Raw genomic sequence first — 17,043 nt, forward strand, 5'->3', positions numbered from 1 at the left:
CCGCGGGCGGTGTGGTCGTCGGTCCGGATGCCAGTGGTGCCGTCAACTCCGAAGTGCGCCACGCAGTGATTCGAGGAACGAGCCACTGCCCAGGAGTGCGAGCGCCCCGAGGATGAGCAAGCCCGCAGGCGCGAGATCGCGTGCGGTGTCCGCGCCGGCACAGCCACCCGAATCCGTGGTCCCCACAAGGCATTGCGCGGAGGACGATACCGGATCGATGGCTGTGCTGACGGGTACGAGGGTCGTGTCCAACGGTTTCTGCAACGGTGGACTCCGGCGGGTCGCTGCCGTCGGGGCGGGCGCACTCGTCGCGGGTTCGACCGTCGGGACGGACTCGACGGCGATACCGCCACCGTTGGTGCCGCCACCACCTCCCGGACCGCCGCCGGTCGGCGCGACCGGCGCGAGGCCGGCGTCCCGATCCTCGGGTGTTGTCGGGGTGTTCTGCTTCGGTGGCTGTCCGGGCGGCCTGGTCGCGGTCTGCTGCGAGTTGTTGCCGGAAGACGTCGATGTGGCGCCCCCGCCGGTCGGCGGGTCATAAGTCGGAGCCGGCGGCCGGGCCGGTGCCGTCGGGGTGTTCGTGGGTGACTCCGGATCGACAGGGATTTCGATGCCGGTGGTCGGACTCGTCTCGGTGGCCGATGTGGTTTCGGTAGCGCCGGCCGGCGTTGTCGTGGGGTGATCCTCGCAGTTCGACCATGCCGGATTGCAGTGTGCGGACGCGACAGAATTGGTCACCAGCAGGCAAACGCCGCCAATGAGCAAAGCTAAGGTTCCGAGGAATACCGACCACTGCAGGGTGCTGACCCGACACGCACGGTGCTCCGGCATCGATCCTCCAGGTCGGCTTCCACAAATCAGCTATTGAAATTTTCGTCTGTACACGGTTTATTCAGGTGGGCAAGTCAGCGTCGACTCCGCCCGAACCGGAAAAATCATGCATCCCCCGGAGCGCCTGAGCGTGACCGGTAGCTAATTTGCAGTAAGCTACCATATGGCAAACAGGGCATACGGCGTAGTGAATTTTCCGAACTGCTAGCCGTTCGTGCTGCGGCGATCGGCCTCACAGAGGGACATCTTTGATGCGTGTGGAGCATGGAATGACTGACAATGTGGAACCGGTGGATCCCGAGACCACCACATTCGACCCGGGTCTGTTCGCCCGGCGACTCGAAGAGCTCTTCCGGACGGTACCCGGCCCCAACGGTCGCGCTTACAGCGCCAAGGCCATCGCCAACCGGTCCACCGAACTCGGTTTCCGTCTCGGGGAGTCGTACTTGAGCCAACTGCGGTCCGGTAAGGCGAAGTCGCCTTCCTTCCGCACGGTCGAGGGCATCTCGGCGGCGTTCGGGGTGGACGTTCACTACTTCCTCGAAGACCGCGCCGCCCAGCGCACCCGCGACCAGATCGACCTCATGCGCCTGCAGGCCGACACCAACGTGCAGCTGGCGGCGTTTCGTCTCGCCGGACTGTCGAGCGATTCGGTGACGGTCGTCAACGAGTTGATCAAGGTGCTTCGCGTTCAGCAGGGCCTTCCCGCGGATCCGCCGGATCTCCTGAAGTCGTCGGAACCCGAACTCGGCCACGGCCACTCCGGGCTGCGTGTCGTCGAGAAACACGAAGCAGCCGACTAGTTCGACCGGGGGCGGTACCGGACGGGGTGATGCGGTCCGAAAGAGCTCTGCGGACGCTGTGTCGCCGCGAGCTCGCCGATCTGTTGCTCGATCTGCCGCTCGATGCCGAACAACTGTGTCGGCTCTACGGCGAGAAGCGCGGACGGGCCATCAAGATCATTGCGCATCCTCTTCCGGCGGGGATGCCCAACGGCGTCTGGATGATGGCGCAGGACGCCGATTACTTTTTCTACCAGGCCAGCACCACGAAACTTCACCGGGATCAGATCGTCATCCACGAGTTCGGACATCTGATTGCAGGCCATCAGATCCTCGGTTCTGATCCCTCGACGCTTGCCGGCGGTGCCGGCGCGGCCGTCGGGGGAAACGAGCAGTCCGTACAGGATGCGCTGGGCCGGACCTGTTATTCCGATGAGCGTGAGTGGGAAGCCGAGATGTTGGCGACGATCATCAGGGAATGGGCGGTCAGGGCTGCGCAAGGTGTAGGCCGATCGGCCGGGCACGGGGGATTGCGTGGTATTCAGCGCGTCCTCGGGGGGCATTCGGGATGGTTGTAGGTCTGGTCAACGCTGCTGCGATGGTGCTCTTCGCCGTTGCACTGTGCTGGCGTCTCGAGCAGATCCGGCGAGAGCGTGCCGGGCTTCAACCGCTGGCCTTGACGGTGGCCGTCGCCGCGTTGACATTGGCATTTGTCGACACCAACACCCAGGTGCGGGCGTGGCTGGACACAATGCTGTTCACCGGGGCCGGCCGGCTGCTGTTCTACTGCCTGCTGGCCATCGGGGTCGCCGCCCTGGTGGTCGTCTTCTTCTTCGGGACCACCGAGAGCGGTCGCCGGCGTCGCGCCGGGATGGAAGCGGTGCCACTGGTCATCGCGATGATCGGGCTCAACGCCGCGATGCTGGCAACCCCGACCCCGGTGCGGACCAGGGACGTGTCGGACTGGACCGTGCAGCACATCGGTTTCGCGGTGTTCTTCGTCATCGCCGGCAGCTATCTCGTCTACGCGCTGGGCGCCTGCGTGGTGTCGATCGCGCGTTACGTGGGTCTGGCAGAAGGGTATCTGCGGCATTCGCTGATCACTCTGCTGACCGGGTTGACGATGGTCGGCGTCGGTTCGCTCATCCAGACATTGTTTGTGGTCGGCGCCGGGCTGGATTTGTTCAGCCTTCCGGTCCTGCTGAAGGTCGCGGGCGTGATGTCATCGACCGGTGCGGTGTTGTTCCTGGTGGGGGTGTCTTATCCGATGGTGCGGGCGCGCTGGATGAAGATGCGTCATGACATCCGCCATCGAAGGCACCATCGAGAACTCGAAACCCTATGGGAATTGACCACTTCGGCGCTTCCCGAGGTGGTTTTGCCGCCACGAACCGGCCGCCGCGTCGAGGGTTCGATCAACCTGATGTACCAGCGTCGGGTCATCGAGATCCGGGACGCGGTTCTGCAACTCAGTCCGTACTTGCCGGAAGACTTCGACAGTCGGCCGATCGCGGAGCAGGCCGGCGCCATATATGCGGCCGTCGACACCTATCGGGAGGCCGGTGGTTCGTCCGGTGCGGTCCGTGAGGTGCTCGCCGGGGCCGCCGACGACCTCGACTCCGACGCCAGGCCGCTACGACGACTCTCGCGAGAGTTGGGTCGCGTGGCCCCCGGCACCACCCGGGCACGACACCGGGCGGCCTAGACCGGTGCGCGCCAAACGCGACTCCCTCTGGTGAATGCGTTGCCGGACTTCGGGTTTCATTCGTCGCGGTCGAGTCCGCGTCAGACGGTCAGCAAGACCTTCGTGGCTCGACGCTCGCTCATGGCCCGGTAACCTTCGGCGGCCTGTTCGAGCGGCAAGGTGAGATCGAAGACCTTGCCGGGATCGATGGTGCGGTTCCAGATGAGGTCGATCAGGTCAGGTAGGAAGCGGCGTACCGGTGCCGGTCCGCCGTGCAGATGGATCTCGGCGAAGAACAGATCCAGTCCGGGGAGTTCGACGTCGTGGGAGACACCGACGTACCCGACATGGCCTCCGGGCCGGGTGGAACCGATGGCCTGCATCATCGATTGTTGTGTGCCCACTGCCTCGACGACGGAGTGCGCACCCAGACCGCCGGTGAGCTCCTTGATCTTGGCGACGCCGTCGTCCCCGCGCTCTTCGACGATGTCGGTGGCGCCGAACTCCCGGGCCAGGGCCTGGCGGTCGGCATGCCGGCTCATGGCGATGATCCGGTCGGCCCCGAGCTCTCTGGCGGCGAGCACCGCGAGCAGGCCGACGGCGCCGTCACCGACAACCGCGACGGTTTTACCCGGTCCGGCCTCGGCGGCCACGGCGCCGAACCATCCGGTGCCCAGGACGTCGGAGGCCGCGAGCAGCGAGGGGATCAGATCCGGGTCGGGTTGACCGGGTGTGGCCACGAGTGTTCCGTCGGCAAGCGGGATACGGGCGTACTGGGCCTGGGTGCCGATCACGCCCATCGGGATTGCGTTCACGCACCGGGATTGGTAGCCGGCCCGGCAGATCTCGCAGGTGTTGTCCGAGGCGAAGAACGATCCGACGACGAAATCACCGACCGAGAGATCTTTCACGGCGTTGCCGATGTGGGTGACCGTACCGACGTACTCGTGTCCCATGGGCATGTGGTCGGCGGGGTCATCACCGCGGTAGGGCCACAGGTCCGATCCGCAGACGCAGGTCGCCGCGAGACGAATGATCGCGTCGGTCGGTTCGACGATCACCGGGTCCGGACGTTCTTCGACCTGTACGTCACCGGGCTGGTTCAGAATGACTCCACGCATCAGGTGTCTCCTCCATCGGGGGTGATACCTCCACACAACCAGCATCCGGTTGGCGAGGGGGAGTCCGGCGGGAAAAGGTGTGGCGACTTGTGATGGGTATTCGCGTGGCGGCCGGGCAAAACGCAAAAGCCGGGCCCTGTGAAGAGCCCGGCTTCTGCGATCGACCTGAGGTGGCCCGCTAGCGCGGAGCCATCCGCAGCGCGCCATCCATGCGGATGGTCTCGCCGTTGAGGTAGTCGTGGTCGACGATGAACGCGGCCAGCTTCGCGTAATCCTGGGGATCGCCAAGACGCTTCGGGAACGGGATGCCCGCTTCGAGGGTCTTCTTGAACTCCGGGGTGATGCCGTCGAGCATCGGGGTGTTGATGGTGCCGGGCGCGATGGTGCACACGCGCACACCGACCTGGGCGAGGTCGCGGGCCGCGGTGATGGTCATCGCGTGCACGCCGCCCTTGGAGGCGGTGTAGGCGATCTGACCGATCTGGCCTTCGAAGGCAGCCACGGACGCGGTGTTGATGATGACGCCGCGCTGGTCGTTCTCGTCGACCGGTTCCTGGCTCTGCATGCGGTTGGCGGCCAGTCGCATCACGTTGAACGTGCCGAGCAGGTTGATCTCGATGATCTTGCGGAAGAGTTCGAGCTCGTGTGGACCCTTCTTGGTCAGGATGCGGCTGGCCCAGCCGACACCGGCGCAATTCACGGCAACGCGCAGGGGGGCGCCGGAGGCTGCGATGGTGTCGAGGGCGGCCTCGACATCGGCTTCACTGGTGACGTCGGCGGCCAGGAGGGTTACACCCGGGGCCGGCTCGGCCTTGTCGATCGACGGCTGCAGATCCAGCCCGAAGACGATTGCGCCCGCGTCGGCGAAACGCTTGGCGGTGGCTGCGCCCAGACCTGAGGCTCCACCGGTGACCAATACTGCTGATCCTGAGATCTCCACGACTTGATGCCGTCCCTTCGATGAGTGTCCACGGGGAACGTCCTAGACCCCGCGTCATACACCCTAGTCAGCGACTTTCGCGGCAGCCCGGTCGGCTGCTCCCTCGAAGGTTCCGGCCGCCGCCGCGGCTTCCTCGCGGCGGGCCTTGATCAGCCAGACGCCGACCACCGTGATGATCGCGACCAGGCTCATCGTCGCAACGGTGATGCCGAGATCGTCGGCACTGATCAGTCCGTCGATGGTGAGCCACGCGGCGAAGACGAAGAAGAGGGTCGCCGCCCCCACGGCGATCGTCTTCTCCGGAAGACGACGACCGAGCATCGCGCCGACGCCGATGGCCAGCGCGTCGGCGGCGACCATGCCGATGGTCGAGCCGATCCACACCCCGAGCCAGTTGTTGTCGGTCGAGAGTGTGATCGTGGCGAGCATTGTCTTGTCGCCGAGTTCGGCGAGGAAGAACGACGCGATCACGGCGAACAGGACGGACTTGGTGACGCGGTCGGCCTTGACCGACTCGTCGTCGTCGAGGTTGTCGCCGCGGATGGTCCAGAAACCGAAGACCAGCATCGCCAGGCCGCCGACGATCGTGAGCAGATCGGAGGGGATGGACAGTCCGAGGAAGTGGCCCACGCCCACCGAGAACGCGTGTACCAGGGTGGTCGCGATGGTGATGCCTGCGAGTACCACCCACCAGCGGTACTTCAGCGCATACGTCATCGCCATCAGCTGTGACTTGTCGCCGAGCTCGGCCACGAAGATCACGCCGAAGCTGACCAGGAATGCGGTAATCACTCAGCCAACGTAAACGGCGTTCTCATAATTGCGCAACAAATTGACCACCCGCATCCACGCAGGTGGGGTGCCCTTTCCGGAAAGTTAGGGTAACCGAAACTTAGGTTTCCCTAACCCGTGAATCCCGGCACGGTCCTCCGTGCGGGTCCTGACGTGCGAGGACCCCCCGGAGAGCGAGCGGATCAGGCGGCGAGCAACATCGCCAGAACGGCGGTGTCGGGGTCGGTGGCCAGGTCCACGCCGATCTGATTTCGCATCGTGACGACTGTGCCGTCTGCCTCTGCCTCGGCCCACCCGGCGCGATGGTCGAGACCGAGTTCAGGGAGCCCCGGAAGCAGTACGCAACCCGACGCGACATCGGAACACTCTGGCAGGGACGGCCTGGTCTCCGAAGGCGGATGCAGCATCAGCAGTGCCGGTGGCGGAGTCGTGAAGTGGCCGGATTCGGCGAAGCTGTTGTCGAAGACACTGCCCACCGCCAGCATCAGACCGACCGTGTCCGGATCGCAGGCTTCGGGCCGATCCTCGATGACGCTGAAAACTGTGGTGGTCCGCAGGAATCCCGGTCGGCACGCGATGCGGACCGAAGCGACCAGCGTCTGTGTCCATTCCAGGGTGGTATCCGGCCAGCGGCCGGAGATCAGGATGCCGCGCAGCTCACCCTCCTGGTGAAAGGGCGTCAGGCCGATCGGTTTGAGTCCGGACCGCGGTGTGTGGTGTCCGGTGGCGTCCTCGTTCATGGTGACCTCCTGTTGCCGGAAGTGAATGTCACTGCTGTGGGTCGCCTTTGACCGCGTCGCGGCGTGGCCGCGGGTGTTGCGAAGCTGTCTGTTTTGCGGGGCTGTATCGGAAGCATGCCCGGTAAACGGTTGGCACACAAGCCGACTCGACTGCCAAACGGGCGGGTGGACCCGAGGTTCGGCCCCCGAACGCCAAACGGCGACCATCCCCCGGCTCGGGGAGGTCGCCGTTCGAGTAGAACTGCAGTGCAGTTGCCTGCCGCAGCTACGAGATCAAGCAGTCGCCTTGGCGAAACGCTCGGCGGCGTCGGCCCAGTTGACGATGTTCCACCAAGCCTTGATGTATTCGGGCTTGACGTTCTGGTAATCCAGGTAGAAGGCGTGCTCCCACATGTCGAGCAGCACGATGGGGGTCTGGTTCGGCGGGATGTTGCCGCTCTGATCGGTGAGCTGCAGGATCACGAGCTGGCCGATGACCGCGTCGTACGCCAGCATGGCCCAACCGCTGCCCTGCAGGGTGGCCGCGGCTGCGGTGAAGTGGGCGCGGAACTTGTCGAAGCTGCCGAACTGATCGTCGATGGCCGCGGCCAGCTCGCCTTCGGGCTTGTCTCCACCGTTGGGCGACAGGTTCTTCCAGAAGATGGAGTGGTTGGTGTGGCCACCGAGGTGGAAGGCCAGCGTCTTGCTCAGGCCTGCGACCTTGTCTGCGATCGTGCCGTCTTCGCGTGCCTCGGCCAGTTTGCCGAGCGTGGCATTGAGACCGGCAACGTAGGTGGCATGGTGCTTGCTGTGATGCAGCTCCATGATCCTGCCGGAGATGTGCGGCTCGAGAGCCGCGTAGTCGTAGTCGAGTTCCGGCAAGGTGTAGTCAGACACGATGTTCCTCTCACTATCTGGGGACCGGTCGTCCCCGCTTGGTAGTCGGCGCGCCGGGTATTTGAGGGCTTACCCAATTGAACGCAGTTCTACCCTTCCGTAGGCGGTTGGGATGTGCAATACCGCACGACGAATGCACCTCAAGCCCAGTTGAGGTTTGAGGTGTCCGATTGCGGGGGCCTACGAAGCGTGGACCACCTGTTATGCGAAAAAGATCAGGACCAGGAGCAGCGCCAGCAGGCCGACAATGCTGATGCCGGTGGTGATACACCGAGTCGCGATATTGATCGGTTCGGATCCCGGCCATGCAGGTCTGCGACGCTCGAAACGTCGGGCGCCGGCGCCGGAGCCGGTCGAGGATGCCACCCGATCTCCTGCCTGCAGCAATCAGCGTTTTCGACCCGAAGTGACTGGGGTCACAGGGGCTTGGTGTCGCACAGCTAAACACGTCTGCCAACGGGACTCAACCCGAACCGGAAATTCGGCACCCATGTTGTTACCGCGACCCCCGATCGAGGGGGTGGTTAGGATTGCCCGATGATCAGCTCCATCGCACTGCCGCGAGAGATCCGCATCGGAGCCGGGGCGATCGATCAGCTGGCCGATGTGGTCAGCGGTCTCGGGGCCCGTCGACCCCTACTCATCACCGACACCTTCCTGTCCTCGCAGGGTGCGCCCGAACGAGTGGTGCGCGCGCTGGTGGCCGCCGGTCTGGACGCCGACTATTTCGACGGAACCGTTCCCGACCCGACCACGGCGTCGCTGCAGTCCGGGCTGCGGGCGGTCCGCGACCACGGCGCCGACCTGCTGATCGGTTTCGGTGGCGGCAGTCCGATGGACACGGCGAAGGCGCTGGCGCTGCTCGCGGTCCGCGACGGAACGATGCGCGACTACAAGGCGCCGCTGCGCAACGACGCGCCGGGACTTCCGGTGGTGGCCGTGCCGACCACCGCGGGGAGCGGTTCCGAGGCCACCCAGTTCACGATCATCACCGACAGCGAGAGCGACGAGAAGATGCTTTGCATCGGGCGCGCGTTCCTGCCCGTGGCGGCGATCGTCGACTACGAGCTGACGCTGTCGATGCCGGCCCGGCTCACCGCCGACACCGGGATCGATGCGCTCACCCATGCGGTGGAGGCGTACGTCAGCCGGAAGAACAACCCGTTCTCCGACGACTTCTGCCTGCGTGCGATCGCGGCGATCGGCGCGAACCTGCGCCGGGTGTATGCCGACGGTTCGGACCGGGACGCCCGTTCGGCGATGATGCAGGCGGCGCTGCACGCCGGGATCGCGTTCTCGAACTCGTCGGTGGCACTGGTCCACGGCATGAGCCGGCCGATCGGTGCGCACTTCCACCTCGCGCATGGTCTGTCCAACGCCATGTTGTTCCCCGCCGTGACCAGATTCTCACTGGACCGCGCCACCGAGCGTTACGCGGACTGCGCGCGGGCATTGGGCTGTGCCGCGGCGACCGACTCCGACGAACGCGCGGCGGGCCTGCTGGTCGACGAGCTCACCCGGCTGTCCGTCGAGCTGGCGGTCCCGACGCCGCAGCTCAGCGGGATCACGCGGGAGCGGTGGGACGAGCTGATCCCGCTGATGGCCCGCCAGGCGATCGAATCGGGCTCGCCGGGCAACAACCCGCGGATACCGTCGGCCGACGAGATCGAAAAGATCTACGCGGAGATCTACAGCTGATACGCGAGGTCTTGGACGCCGCGAAGCGGCAACTATCATCGCCTGCGGGCAACCTGCGAGAGCGCTCGCGCGTCCAAACCTGGACGACCCGGACATATGACGTGAAAAGAACCGAGGGGGACACATGGCACGGCCGACTGCCGCGCAACTGTATGCCGCCTACGGTGACAATGCCGACAGCGACGTCACGCTACGGCTCCTGCGTTCCCGCAACGCGGTGCCGTACCTGGCGATCATGGCGGCGCGCCTGGCCGATGGACAGGTCGACGGCGACCATCTCGCGGCGGGTATCGAGAAAGACCTCGACGACCTGGCCGGGCACTGGACCGATCGTGGCTGGGAACTGCCCACGGCCGAAGATCTCCTCGACCGCTGGGTGCGGGCCGGATATCTGGCGCGCACACTCCAGAACAATTCCGCGATCGAGCGTTACCAACTGACCCGCGGCGCCACCCAGGCCATCGCGCAGGTGCAGGCAGTTCGGCAGAACCGCACGGTGGCCACCGAGACGGTGCTCGAACTCGTGATGTCGCGGTTGTCCAACATCGCGGTGTCGATCGATCCCGACCCGGGCGAGCACATCCGCGACATCGATCGTAAGATCACCGAATTGTCCAGGCGTCGTGAGGAATTGGCTGCCGGTGCGGTGCCGGTCGTGGATACCCGCCGGGTGCTCGACGACATCCGGATGGTCAGTTCGCTCGCCGAGCGCATGCCGGCCGACATCATCGGGTACGGCGAGAAGATGCGCGAGAACTCGCGGGCCCTGTTGACCACGGGCATCGATGCCGAGCAAGGATCGCATGCCGATGTGCTCAACCGGATGTTCGACGGGCATGACGCGCTGGCCGACTCCGACGAGGGCAAGGCCTTCGACACCTTCTACACACTGATCGCCGATCACCGCCTGCGGGAGGATCTGGAGTCGAGCATCGCGCGGATCGCCACCGGGCTGCCGAATCTGCCGCCCGATCTCCTCGACACCCTGACCGGCTTCATCGACCGGATGTGGGATGAGGTCCAGGCGGTCGACGAGGTCCGCGGGCAGGTCTATCGACGGATCAACACCTTCGTCAAGGACGGTGACTTCCTGCACTACCGCGCGTTGCGTGCCCAGATCGCCGATGCCCAGCGGGCCGCCCTGGCCGCCTTCGTCGAGGCCGGCCCGGGCCGGGACATGGGGATCGAGGTCCCGATGAGTGCTGCGTTCACCAATTCCGTTGGCGCACTGGTGTTCCACGACGGGATCGTCGATTCGCCGGGTGCGGTGGCCGACACGGCGGGCGAGATCAGTATCAACCCCGTGGACCTGGTGGGTGTGGAGTCGATCGACTGGCATTCGCTGACCGATGCGGTCAACGAGGCGCTCGATGGAGGCCCGGCCGGAATCGACGAGGTGCTGGCCCGGTTGCCGAAAGCCCGGACCGGTGACGTCGTCGGCATCTGGTCGCTGGCTCAGCGCCATGGTGCCACCGACAACGACAGTACCGTGACCGTGCTCGCCCACACTGCTCGCGGCCTGCGTGAAATCCACTTGCCCGCAGTGCATTTCACCAGTGCTCTACCCGACCCGATCACGGCGTTGCCGCATGAGGTGATGCACTTGCTCGATGAACCAGACGCCGAAGCCGTCCCCGGTGCATCCGCCCCCAGTTCTACCAGGAGAGGTCGATGACCACATCGGAAGATCAAGTCCCCGAACAGGCGGACGCAGTACCAACTCCGGCGCAGCAAGACGGCGATGACCTGTTCGTCGACACGCCCGGGGCTTTCGACGCGCCGCCGGTCGACCTGTCTCACTTCGCATTCGACGGATCGGTGCCGGTCGGGAGCATCAGCGAGGCGCGGGTCGACGCACGCTTCGAGGGTGACACCTCGGCGCTGCCCGCACCGGTCTGCTACGCCCTGCAGGAACTTGTTGCCGCAGCACATGTCTCGGTTCGATCGCGCAACTGGAAGACAATCGAGATCCACGAGGAGATCATCCGGTCGAGGCTGTCGGAACTGAACCTGCAGCTCGAGATCAACCGGGAACACAAGTACGCGTTCACCAAGCAGGTCTCGGAGAACGATCCGAGGCAGCGCAACATTCTGCGGGCGCAGACGCTGACGCTGGCGGCGTCGGTGCTGGCCCTGTTCCTGCGCCAGAAGTACCTGACCAGTGCCGATGAGTCGGTGGTGGTCGAACGCGGCGAGATCATCGACCACATGCTCACCTACAAGCCGGTATCGGACACGGATGAGGCGGGCTTCGTCAAACGTATCGACGCCGCGATCAATCAACTCGAGTCCCGCAAGATCATCCGGGCACTTCCGGGCACCGACCGCTACGTGGTGCTGGGGGTGATCGCCTCCCTGCTCGGGCCCGAGCAGGTGGCTGCCTACACGGAGGCGTACCGACGCCTGGCCGGTGACTACGAGGAGGCCGGTACCGACCTGGCCGAACTCGATGACCAGGAGCGCACATCATGACCGAGATCCTGGAGCAAGACGAAGCCGCAGGCGGAGCTCGCCCGGTTGAACGCGAGGAGGCCGGAAACAAGACCCGGCCGACCGAACTGGCCGGCAAGCGCACGATCAACATCGGGCAATTCCGTTTGACCAGAATTCAGATGGTCAACTGGGGCACCTTCGACGGATACAAGGACTATCCGATCGACGAGCGCGGCGTGATGCTCACCGGGCCGTCCGGGTCGGGTAAGTCGTCGATGATGGACGGTCACTCGGTGGTCCTGCTACCGACCTATGATCAGGTCTTCAACGCCTCGGCCGACCTCACCGCCAAGGGAGCCAAGAAGGCTGCCCGTTCGATGGCCGACTACGTGCGGGGCGCATGGGCCGAGAACGACGACCGCTACAACCAGTCGCAGGTGCAGTACCTGCGGGCCGACGGTGCCACCTGGTCGGCGATCGCGGCCACCTACGACAACGGTGCCGGGTCGGCGACCACGGCGGTCGCGATCAAGTGGTTCCCCGGTTCGGGGACCGACGGCAGTTCGCTGCGATCCTGGTACCAGCTGCACGACGGGCACTGGGATCTGTTGTCGCTCAACGCCTGGGCCCAGAGCGGCTTCGACATCAGGCGGTTCCGGACCAACAATCCGACGGTCGAGTGTTTCGATGTGCAGAGCGCCTACCAGGAGGCGTTGCGCCGGCGGGTGGGCATCGGCCAGTCGTCGGCCGCGTTGTCGCTGATGGGCAAGGCCAAGGCGATGAAGAACGTCGGTGACCTCAACCTGTTCATCCGGACCTACATGCTCGACCGCCCGGAGACGTACGCGAAGGCCGAGCGGTTGGTGGAGAACTTCACCCAACTCGACGAGGCCTATCAGGCCGCCGCGCGCGCGAATGCGCAGGAACAGGTGTTGCGACCGATCCCGGAGGCGTGGAAAACCTATTGCAGCGCAGAGGAATCCACCACCAGGGCCGGAACGCTGCTGGGTCCGCCGATGCGTGGCTTCATGCGCGAACATCGGATGACGTTGCTACAGGAGCGACTCGATCGCATCGACGCCGACCGGTTGCGCCTGGACAACGAGGTCGCCAATTGGGAGAACCTGGCCGACGAACGCGAAGAGCGCCACGGGTCCCTGCGTGATCAGCTGATGTCCGAAAAGGGTGAGCTGACCACCCTGGAATCAGAATTGAAGTCGTTCGAGCAGCAGGTGACGGCACGTAACCGGGCCTATGAGCGCTACTCCGCGTTGGTCGGCGGACTCGGCGAACAAACACCGGAGACCCAGGACGAGTTCGCGGCCCTGAGGTTGCGCGCACCGGAGATCGCCCGGGCAGCAAGGGAATCGGCGGATCGCCTCGCGACGTCGGCCCACTCGTTCTTTGCCGCCGAGACCGATGCGCGCCGTGCATACGAGGGTGCGGTCGAAGAGCTGTCGAGCCTCAACACCCGTCGGTCGCTGCTGCCCCGTGAGGTACTCGGGCAACGCGACGGGATCGCGCAGGCCACCGGTGTGCCGGCCGACGAGCTGCCGTTCGCCGCCGAGCTGATCGATGTGGACCCCGACGAGAAGGAACGTTGGGCCGGTGCCGCCGAACGGGTGCTCCGTGGCCTGGGTATGACGATGCTCGTCCCGGAGACCCACCGGCGCACCATCGGTGATTTCGTCAACCGGACAAACCTCGGTGGTGTCCTCGAATACCGTGTCTACCAAGAGAATGCGCCGGCGCCGAGCGTCCCGGTCCCGGGATCACTCGCGGAGAAGCTCCTCGTCGACCAGCGCCACCCCGCCGGGGCATGGCTGGCGAACGTGGTGGCGCACAGCGCCGAACACATCTGCGTCGAGCTGCCTGCGCAACTCGAGAACCACCCGTTGGCGGTGACACCGCAGGGCCTGGTGAAGTCCGGTCGTGATCGCTTCCGCAAGGACGACCGCCGGTCCGTGTCGGACCGTACCCAGTGGATCCTAGGGTCGAACACCGACGGCAAAAGAGCCGCCCTCGAAGAGTCCCGGGATCATCTCGAAGCGGTGTACCGGGAGGCCCGGCAGGCCGCGCAGGACAAGCGAGATCTGTTGGAGCAGAACCGGGAACGCGCGAAGAACGCCGACGCGCTGGCCGGGTACGCCTCGTGGGCCGAGCTCAACTGGTGGTCGTCCCGCCGCGATGCCGACGAGCTGAACGCCCGGATCGATCGCGTTCGCGAGAACCGGGTCGACCTCGCCGAACTCGAAGAGCAGGTGGAGATCGCCCGCGCCGACTGGCGTGAGGCGGTGGCGCGCGTGGGTGCCCTCGGTGATCAGCTGGGCCACATCGGATCTGACTGGGACCGCTGGTTCGCCGAGTTCGAGCAGGTCAAGGCCGAGAACTTCAAGATCGACGACGACGACCGCGAGTACCTTGCGGGCGTGCTCGCCGAGACCTTGGCCGCGGGCGGCAAGACGCTGACCCTGGACAACTACGGCGAGGTGCGTTCGGACCTGCGCAATGCACTCGAAGCGATTGTCGGCAAGGCGAATGCCGAGCGCGATGGCGCGGAGAACAAGGTCGTGCGGGCGGCGGAGGCCTTCTTGCGGGAATGGCCCGAGGCGTCGGCGAACCTCAGTGCCACCGTCGAGTTCGCCCCCGATCTGGTGTCCATCCACACCAGCCTGGTCGAGCACGGTCTGGCCTCCACGCAACAACGATTCCGGCAGCTGATCACCACTGATATCAGCCATTCGGTCTCGAATCTGTACAAGGAGATCGCCGACACCAACAAGCGCATCACCCGCGGTATCGCCGAGGTCAACCTCGGACTGCGCCGCGTGGACTTCAACGAGGGCACGTATCTGCAGATCGCGCAGCTGCACAATCCGACTGATGAGTCCCGGGAGTTCGCCAAGATCGTCGATGCGATGATCCGTGATGCCCCCGCCGCCAAGGGCGGCGACGGAGCGGTGCTGGCGCGGCAGTTCTATCGGATCCGCGATCTGGTGGCCCGGCTCACCGGGACCGATGCCGAGAGCCGTCGCTGGTGTGACAACGTCCTGGACGTCCGCAACAGTTACACGTTCTACGGCAAGGAGCTCGCGGCCGGTGCGCCCGCGGACGATCCACCGGTGCACACCTACCGCAACACCGCATCGAACTCCGGTGGCGAGCAGGAGAAGCTGGTGGCGTTCTGTCTGGCCGCGGCGCTGAGCTTTTCGCTCTCGCACGGGGAGGACCACAGGCCCGGCTTCGCGCCGTTGATGCTCGATGAGGCGTTCAGCAAGTCCGACGAGACCTTCAGCTCGCAGTCGTTGCGGGCGTTCGAACAATTCGGATTCCAGCTGATCATCGCCGCCCCGATCCGGATGGTCGGTATCGTCGAACCCTTCATCGGCCAGGTCATCCTGGTGGACAAGCAGGTCGGTGAGACCGGGGCTCGCTCCGATGCCCGGGCCGCCACATTCGGCGAGTTGGCCGACGCGCGGACCTCGGGTGGTCGTAAATAGAAACGGGTGAGCCATGACCGGGCCGATCAGCTTGCGGCAGTGGAACCGGACGCTGTTGCAGCGGCAGCACCTCCTCGAGCGGGTTGATGAGGACGTGCTCGACGTCATCGATCGCTGCGTGGGATTGCAATCCCAGGACCCGAAGGTGGCGTTTTACGGATTGTGGTCCCGGATGGCCGATTTCGACCCGGCGGACCTCGATGAGCTGATGACCGGTCGCGAGGTGGTGCGGATGGCATTGCTGCGCAGCACCGTGTTCCTGATGGACGCCGAAGACGCCCGGTGGGTGCGACCCCTCGCTCAGGCGAGCATGGACCGGGAGATGCGGAACAACCACGTCAAGCATCTGGCCGGCGCCGATCCCGACGACGTGGCCCGGTACGGACGTGAGTTGCTCAGCGGCACAGAGCTTTCGGTGAAAGATCTCACCGCCGCCCTGGCGCAGCGTTGGCCGGAAGCCGTTGCGGCGTCTTTGGCAACCGTGGTCCGCTGCCTGGTGCCGCTGGTCCAGGTACCGCCGCGGGGGACGTGGGCGGGTTCGGCGACGACCACCTACCGCCTCTACGACGACTGGTGTGGACCGGGCGAGTCGGCGGTGACCGGGGACGAGGCGGTCAAAGACCTCATCCGGCTGTATCTGCGCGGCTTCGGCCCCGTCACGATCAAGGGGATTCAGAGCTGGGCGGGTATGACGCGACTACGTCCCGTCGTCGAGGCGATGGAAGCCGACTGGGAGCTGGACAAGGTGACCGGCCCGGACGGCGAGGAACTGTTCGACCTCGCAGGCATGGGCCTTGCCGACGAAACACTGCCCGCACCGGCTCGTTTGGTGGCGCCCTTCGACAACATCGTCGTCGCGCAGGGCACCGATCGCCGGCGGGTGGTTGATGACGAAGTGTTCCAGAAGCTGGTCACCCCCAATGGAAGGTCGCCGGGATTCGTGCTGGTCGATGGCCGCGTGGCCGGGACCTGGAAGCCGGTGAAAGACGGCAAGAAGACCACCGTCGACATCGAGTACCTGGTCAGGGTGCCCGCGTCGGAGAAACGCGGTGTGGAGTCGGAACGCGAACGCCTCACCGCGTTCTGCAACGCCTGACTGCGCTACCGGACCTGCATGGTTCCCGAGCACGACGTCGTGGGGATGGCCCACAGGGCGTTGCTGTTGACCGCGGAGAAGGTGAAGTCGATGGTGCCCGCGCCGGTGTTGAGATCGAAGCGGGGGCCTCCGCCGAAGCCATCGATGCGGTCGTGGTCGAAGGCGGTCCCGGCGCGCCCGGTGCTGCGGTTCCGCCAGTCCAGGCGGCCCGCCGAGTCATAGCCGCCATTGCGGATGAGGGCTCCCCACGGGGTAGAGACGTCCTGCACGGCGGCGTCCACGCGCCCGGGACCTTTCTCGGTTACGAAAAGCCGAGCGGGACTGAAGGGCTGATCGATGATGTAGGGGCTCAGACCCCAACAGCGGGTCATCGGGACAACAGTCTCCGCGGAGGCCTGTCCGGCACCGATGGTGCCGATTCCGATCGTGGTGGCAAGTGCGAACAAAGCCGCAGCGGCATTGCGCCGGATGTTGTGGTGAGCCATGGTGCCTGTCTCCTATGTGTCGAGGTGAAGCCCGGTCGAGCTCGAAACGTGCGTGAATGTTCGGT

Annotated in this window: 16 protein-coding genes; 8 read left to right on the forward strand and 8 right to left on the reverse strand. The window is 65.4% G+C overall.

From position 1 onward, the window contains the following. Positions 1 to 42: 42 nt before the first annotated feature. Positions 43 to 738, reverse strand: a complete 696-nt coding sequence (locus tag AC51GR_RS10205) for a hypothetical protein (RefSeq protein ID WP_496324510.1) — start codon at positions 736 to 738, stop codon at positions 43 to 45. Positions 739 to 1,100: 362 nt separating this feature from the next. Between AC51GR_RS10205 and AC51GR_RS10210 the strand changes: the two genes are divergently transcribed. The 3 genes from AC51GR_RS10210 to AC51GR_RS10220 are packed head-to-tail and all read left to right on the forward strand — an operon-like array spanning position 1,101 to position 3,318. Continuing rightward, the gene (locus AC51GR_RS10210; protein ID WP_496324511.1) at positions 1,101 to 1,634 is read left to right on the forward strand and encodes a helix-turn-helix domain-containing protein; all 534 of its coding nucleotides are present in this window, start codon (positions 1,101 to 1,103) and stop codon (positions 1,632 to 1,634) included. 29 nt (positions 1,635 to 1,663) lie between these two features. After that, complete coding sequence (locus tag AC51GR_RS10215; protein WP_496324512.1) at positions 1,664 to 2,191, forward strand: hypothetical protein; 528 nt, start codon at positions 1,664 to 1,666, stop codon at positions 2,189 to 2,191. Further along, positions 2,182 to 3,318: an MAB_1171c family putative transporter gene (locus AC51GR_RS10220; protein ID WP_496324513.1), complete on the forward strand. Its 1,137-nt coding sequence runs from the start codon at positions 2,182 to 2,184 to the stop codon at positions 3,316 to 3,318. Before AC51GR_RS10215 ends, AC51GR_RS10220 begins: the two co-directional genes overlap by 10 nt. An 80-nt stretch (positions 3,319 to 3,398) precedes the next feature. On the opposite strand, the gene AC51GR_RS10225 is transcribed toward AC51GR_RS10220, so the two are convergent. The 6 genes from AC51GR_RS10225 to AC51GR_RS10250 form a co-directional block, all read right to left on the reverse strand. Continuing rightward, positions 3,399 to 4,418: a zinc-dependent alcohol dehydrogenase family protein gene (locus tag AC51GR_RS10225; RefSeq protein WP_496324514.1), complete on the reverse strand. Its 1,020-nt coding sequence runs from the start codon at positions 4,416 to 4,418 to the stop codon at positions 3,399 to 3,401. Positions 4,419 to 4,596: 178 nt separating this feature from the next. After that, positions 4,597 to 5,358, reverse strand: coding sequence for an SDR family NAD(P)-dependent oxidoreductase (locus AC51GR_RS10230; protein WP_496324515.1), 762 nt, complete (start codon positions 5,356 to 5,358; stop codon positions 4,597 to 4,599). Positions 5,359 to 5,421: 63 nt separating this feature from the next. Then, the gene (locus AC51GR_RS10235) at positions 5,422 to 6,150 is read right to left on the reverse strand and encodes a TMEM165/GDT1 family protein (protein WP_496324516.1); all 729 of its coding nucleotides are present in this window, start codon (positions 6,148 to 6,150) and stop codon (positions 5,422 to 5,424) included. A gap of 182 nt (positions 6,151 to 6,332) precedes the next feature. Continuing rightward, positions 6,333 to 6,890 (reverse strand): peptidase, encoded by a 558-nt coding sequence (locus AC51GR_RS10240; RefSeq protein WP_496324517.1) that lies wholly within the window; start codon positions 6,888 to 6,890, stop codon positions 6,333 to 6,335. A gap of 273 nt (positions 6,891 to 7,163) precedes the next feature. Next, on the reverse strand, positions 7,164 to 7,766 hold the full coding sequence (locus tag AC51GR_RS10245) for a superoxide dismutase (protein WP_496324518.1): 603 nt from the start codon (positions 7,764 to 7,766) through the stop codon (positions 7,164 to 7,166). Positions 7,767 to 7,967: 201 nt separating this feature from the next. Then, positions 7,968 to 8,132 (reverse strand): hypothetical protein, encoded by a 165-nt coding sequence (locus tag AC51GR_RS10250; RefSeq protein ID WP_496324519.1) that lies wholly within the window; start codon positions 8,130 to 8,132, stop codon positions 7,968 to 7,970. Between the two features lie 171 nt (positions 8,133 to 8,303). On the opposite strand from AC51GR_RS10250, the gene AC51GR_RS10255 reads away from it, so the two are divergent. The 5 genes from AC51GR_RS10255 (at position 8,304) to AC51GR_RS10275 (ending at position 16,493) form a co-directional block, all read left to right on the forward strand. Next, positions 8,304 to 9,464: an iron-containing alcohol dehydrogenase gene (locus tag AC51GR_RS10255; RefSeq protein ID WP_496324520.1), complete on the forward strand. Its 1,161-nt coding sequence runs from the start codon at positions 8,304 to 8,306 to the stop codon at positions 9,462 to 9,464. A gap of 124 nt (positions 9,465 to 9,588) precedes the next feature. After that, positions 9,589 to 11,139 carry a DUF3375 domain-containing protein gene (locus AC51GR_RS10260; RefSeq protein WP_496324521.1) on the forward strand — a complete coding sequence of 517 codons (1,551 nt, stop codon included), beginning with the start codon at positions 9,589 to 9,591 and terminating at the stop codon, positions 11,137 to 11,139. Then, positions 11,136 to 11,936 (forward strand): DUF4194 domain-containing protein, encoded by an 801-nt coding sequence (locus tag AC51GR_RS10265; RefSeq protein ID WP_496324522.1) that lies wholly within the window; start codon positions 11,136 to 11,138, stop codon positions 11,934 to 11,936. Before AC51GR_RS10260 ends, AC51GR_RS10265 begins: the two co-directional genes overlap by 4 nt. Continuing rightward, the gene (locus tag AC51GR_RS10270) at positions 11,933 to 15,397 is read left to right on the forward strand and encodes an ATP-binding protein (protein ID WP_496324523.1); all 3,465 of its coding nucleotides are present in this window, start codon (positions 11,933 to 11,935) and stop codon (positions 15,395 to 15,397) included. Before AC51GR_RS10265 ends, AC51GR_RS10270 begins: the two co-directional genes overlap by 4 nt. Before the next feature lie 13 nt (positions 15,398 to 15,410). Continuing rightward, complete coding sequence (locus tag AC51GR_RS10275; protein ID WP_496324524.1) at positions 15,411 to 16,493, forward strand: winged helix DNA-binding domain-containing protein; 1,083 nt, start codon at positions 15,411 to 15,413, stop codon at positions 16,491 to 16,493. A 5-nt stretch (positions 16,494 to 16,498) separates the two neighbouring features. On the opposite strand, the gene AC51GR_RS10280 is transcribed toward AC51GR_RS10275, so the two are convergent. Next, positions 16,499 to 16,978, reverse strand: a complete 480-nt coding sequence (locus AC51GR_RS10280; RefSeq protein ID WP_496324525.1) for a hypothetical protein — start codon at positions 16,976 to 16,978, stop codon at positions 16,499 to 16,501. Positions 16,979 to 17,043: the final 65 nt, after the last annotated feature.

It is taken from the genome of Williamsia sp. z71, from assembly GCF_059553375.1.

What these genes read in the sequence shown, in the direction of transcription:
- AC51GR_RS10210 (WP_496324511.1), top strand. Translation starts at nt 1,101, where the DNA reads ATGACTGACAATGTGGAACCGGTGGATCCCGAGACCACCACATTCGAC.
- AC51GR_RS10215 (WP_496324512.1), top strand. Translation starts at nt 1,664, where the DNA reads ATGCGGTCCGAAAGAGCTCTGCGGACGCTGTGTCGCCGCGAGCTCGCC.
- AC51GR_RS10220 (WP_496324513.1), top strand. Translation starts at nt 2,182, where the DNA reads ATGGTTGTAGGTCTGGTCAACGCTGCTGCGATGGTGCTCTTCGCCGTT.
- AC51GR_RS10225 (WP_496324514.1), bottom strand. Translation starts at nt 4,418, where the DNA reads ATGCGTGGAGTCATTCTGAACCAGCCCGGTGACGTACAGGTCGAAGAA.
- AC51GR_RS10240 (WP_496324517.1), bottom strand. Translation starts at nt 6,890, where the DNA reads ATGAACGAGGACGCCACCGGACACCACACACCGCGGTCCGGACTCAAA.
- AC51GR_RS10255 (WP_496324520.1), top strand. Translation starts at nt 8,304, where the DNA reads ATGATCAGCTCCATCGCACTGCCGCGAGAGATCCGCATCGGAGCCGGG.
- AC51GR_RS10260 (WP_496324521.1), top strand. Translation starts at nt 9,589, where the DNA reads ATGGCACGGCCGACTGCCGCGCAACTGTATGCCGCCTACGGTGACAAT.
- AC51GR_RS10265 (WP_496324522.1), top strand. Translation starts at nt 11,136, where the DNA reads ATGACCACATCGGAAGATCAAGTCCCCGAACAGGCGGACGCAGTACCA.
- AC51GR_RS10270 (WP_496324523.1), top strand. Translation starts at nt 11,933, where the DNA reads ATGACCGAGATCCTGGAGCAAGACGAAGCCGCAGGCGGAGCTCGCCCG.
- AC51GR_RS10275 (WP_496324524.1), top strand. Translation starts at nt 15,411, where the DNA reads ATGACCGGGCCGATCAGCTTGCGGCAGTGGAACCGGACGCTGTTGCAG.
- AC51GR_RS10280 (WP_496324525.1), bottom strand. Translation starts at nt 16,978, where the DNA reads ATGGCTCACCACAACATCCGGCGCAATGCCGCTGCGGCTTTGTTCGCA.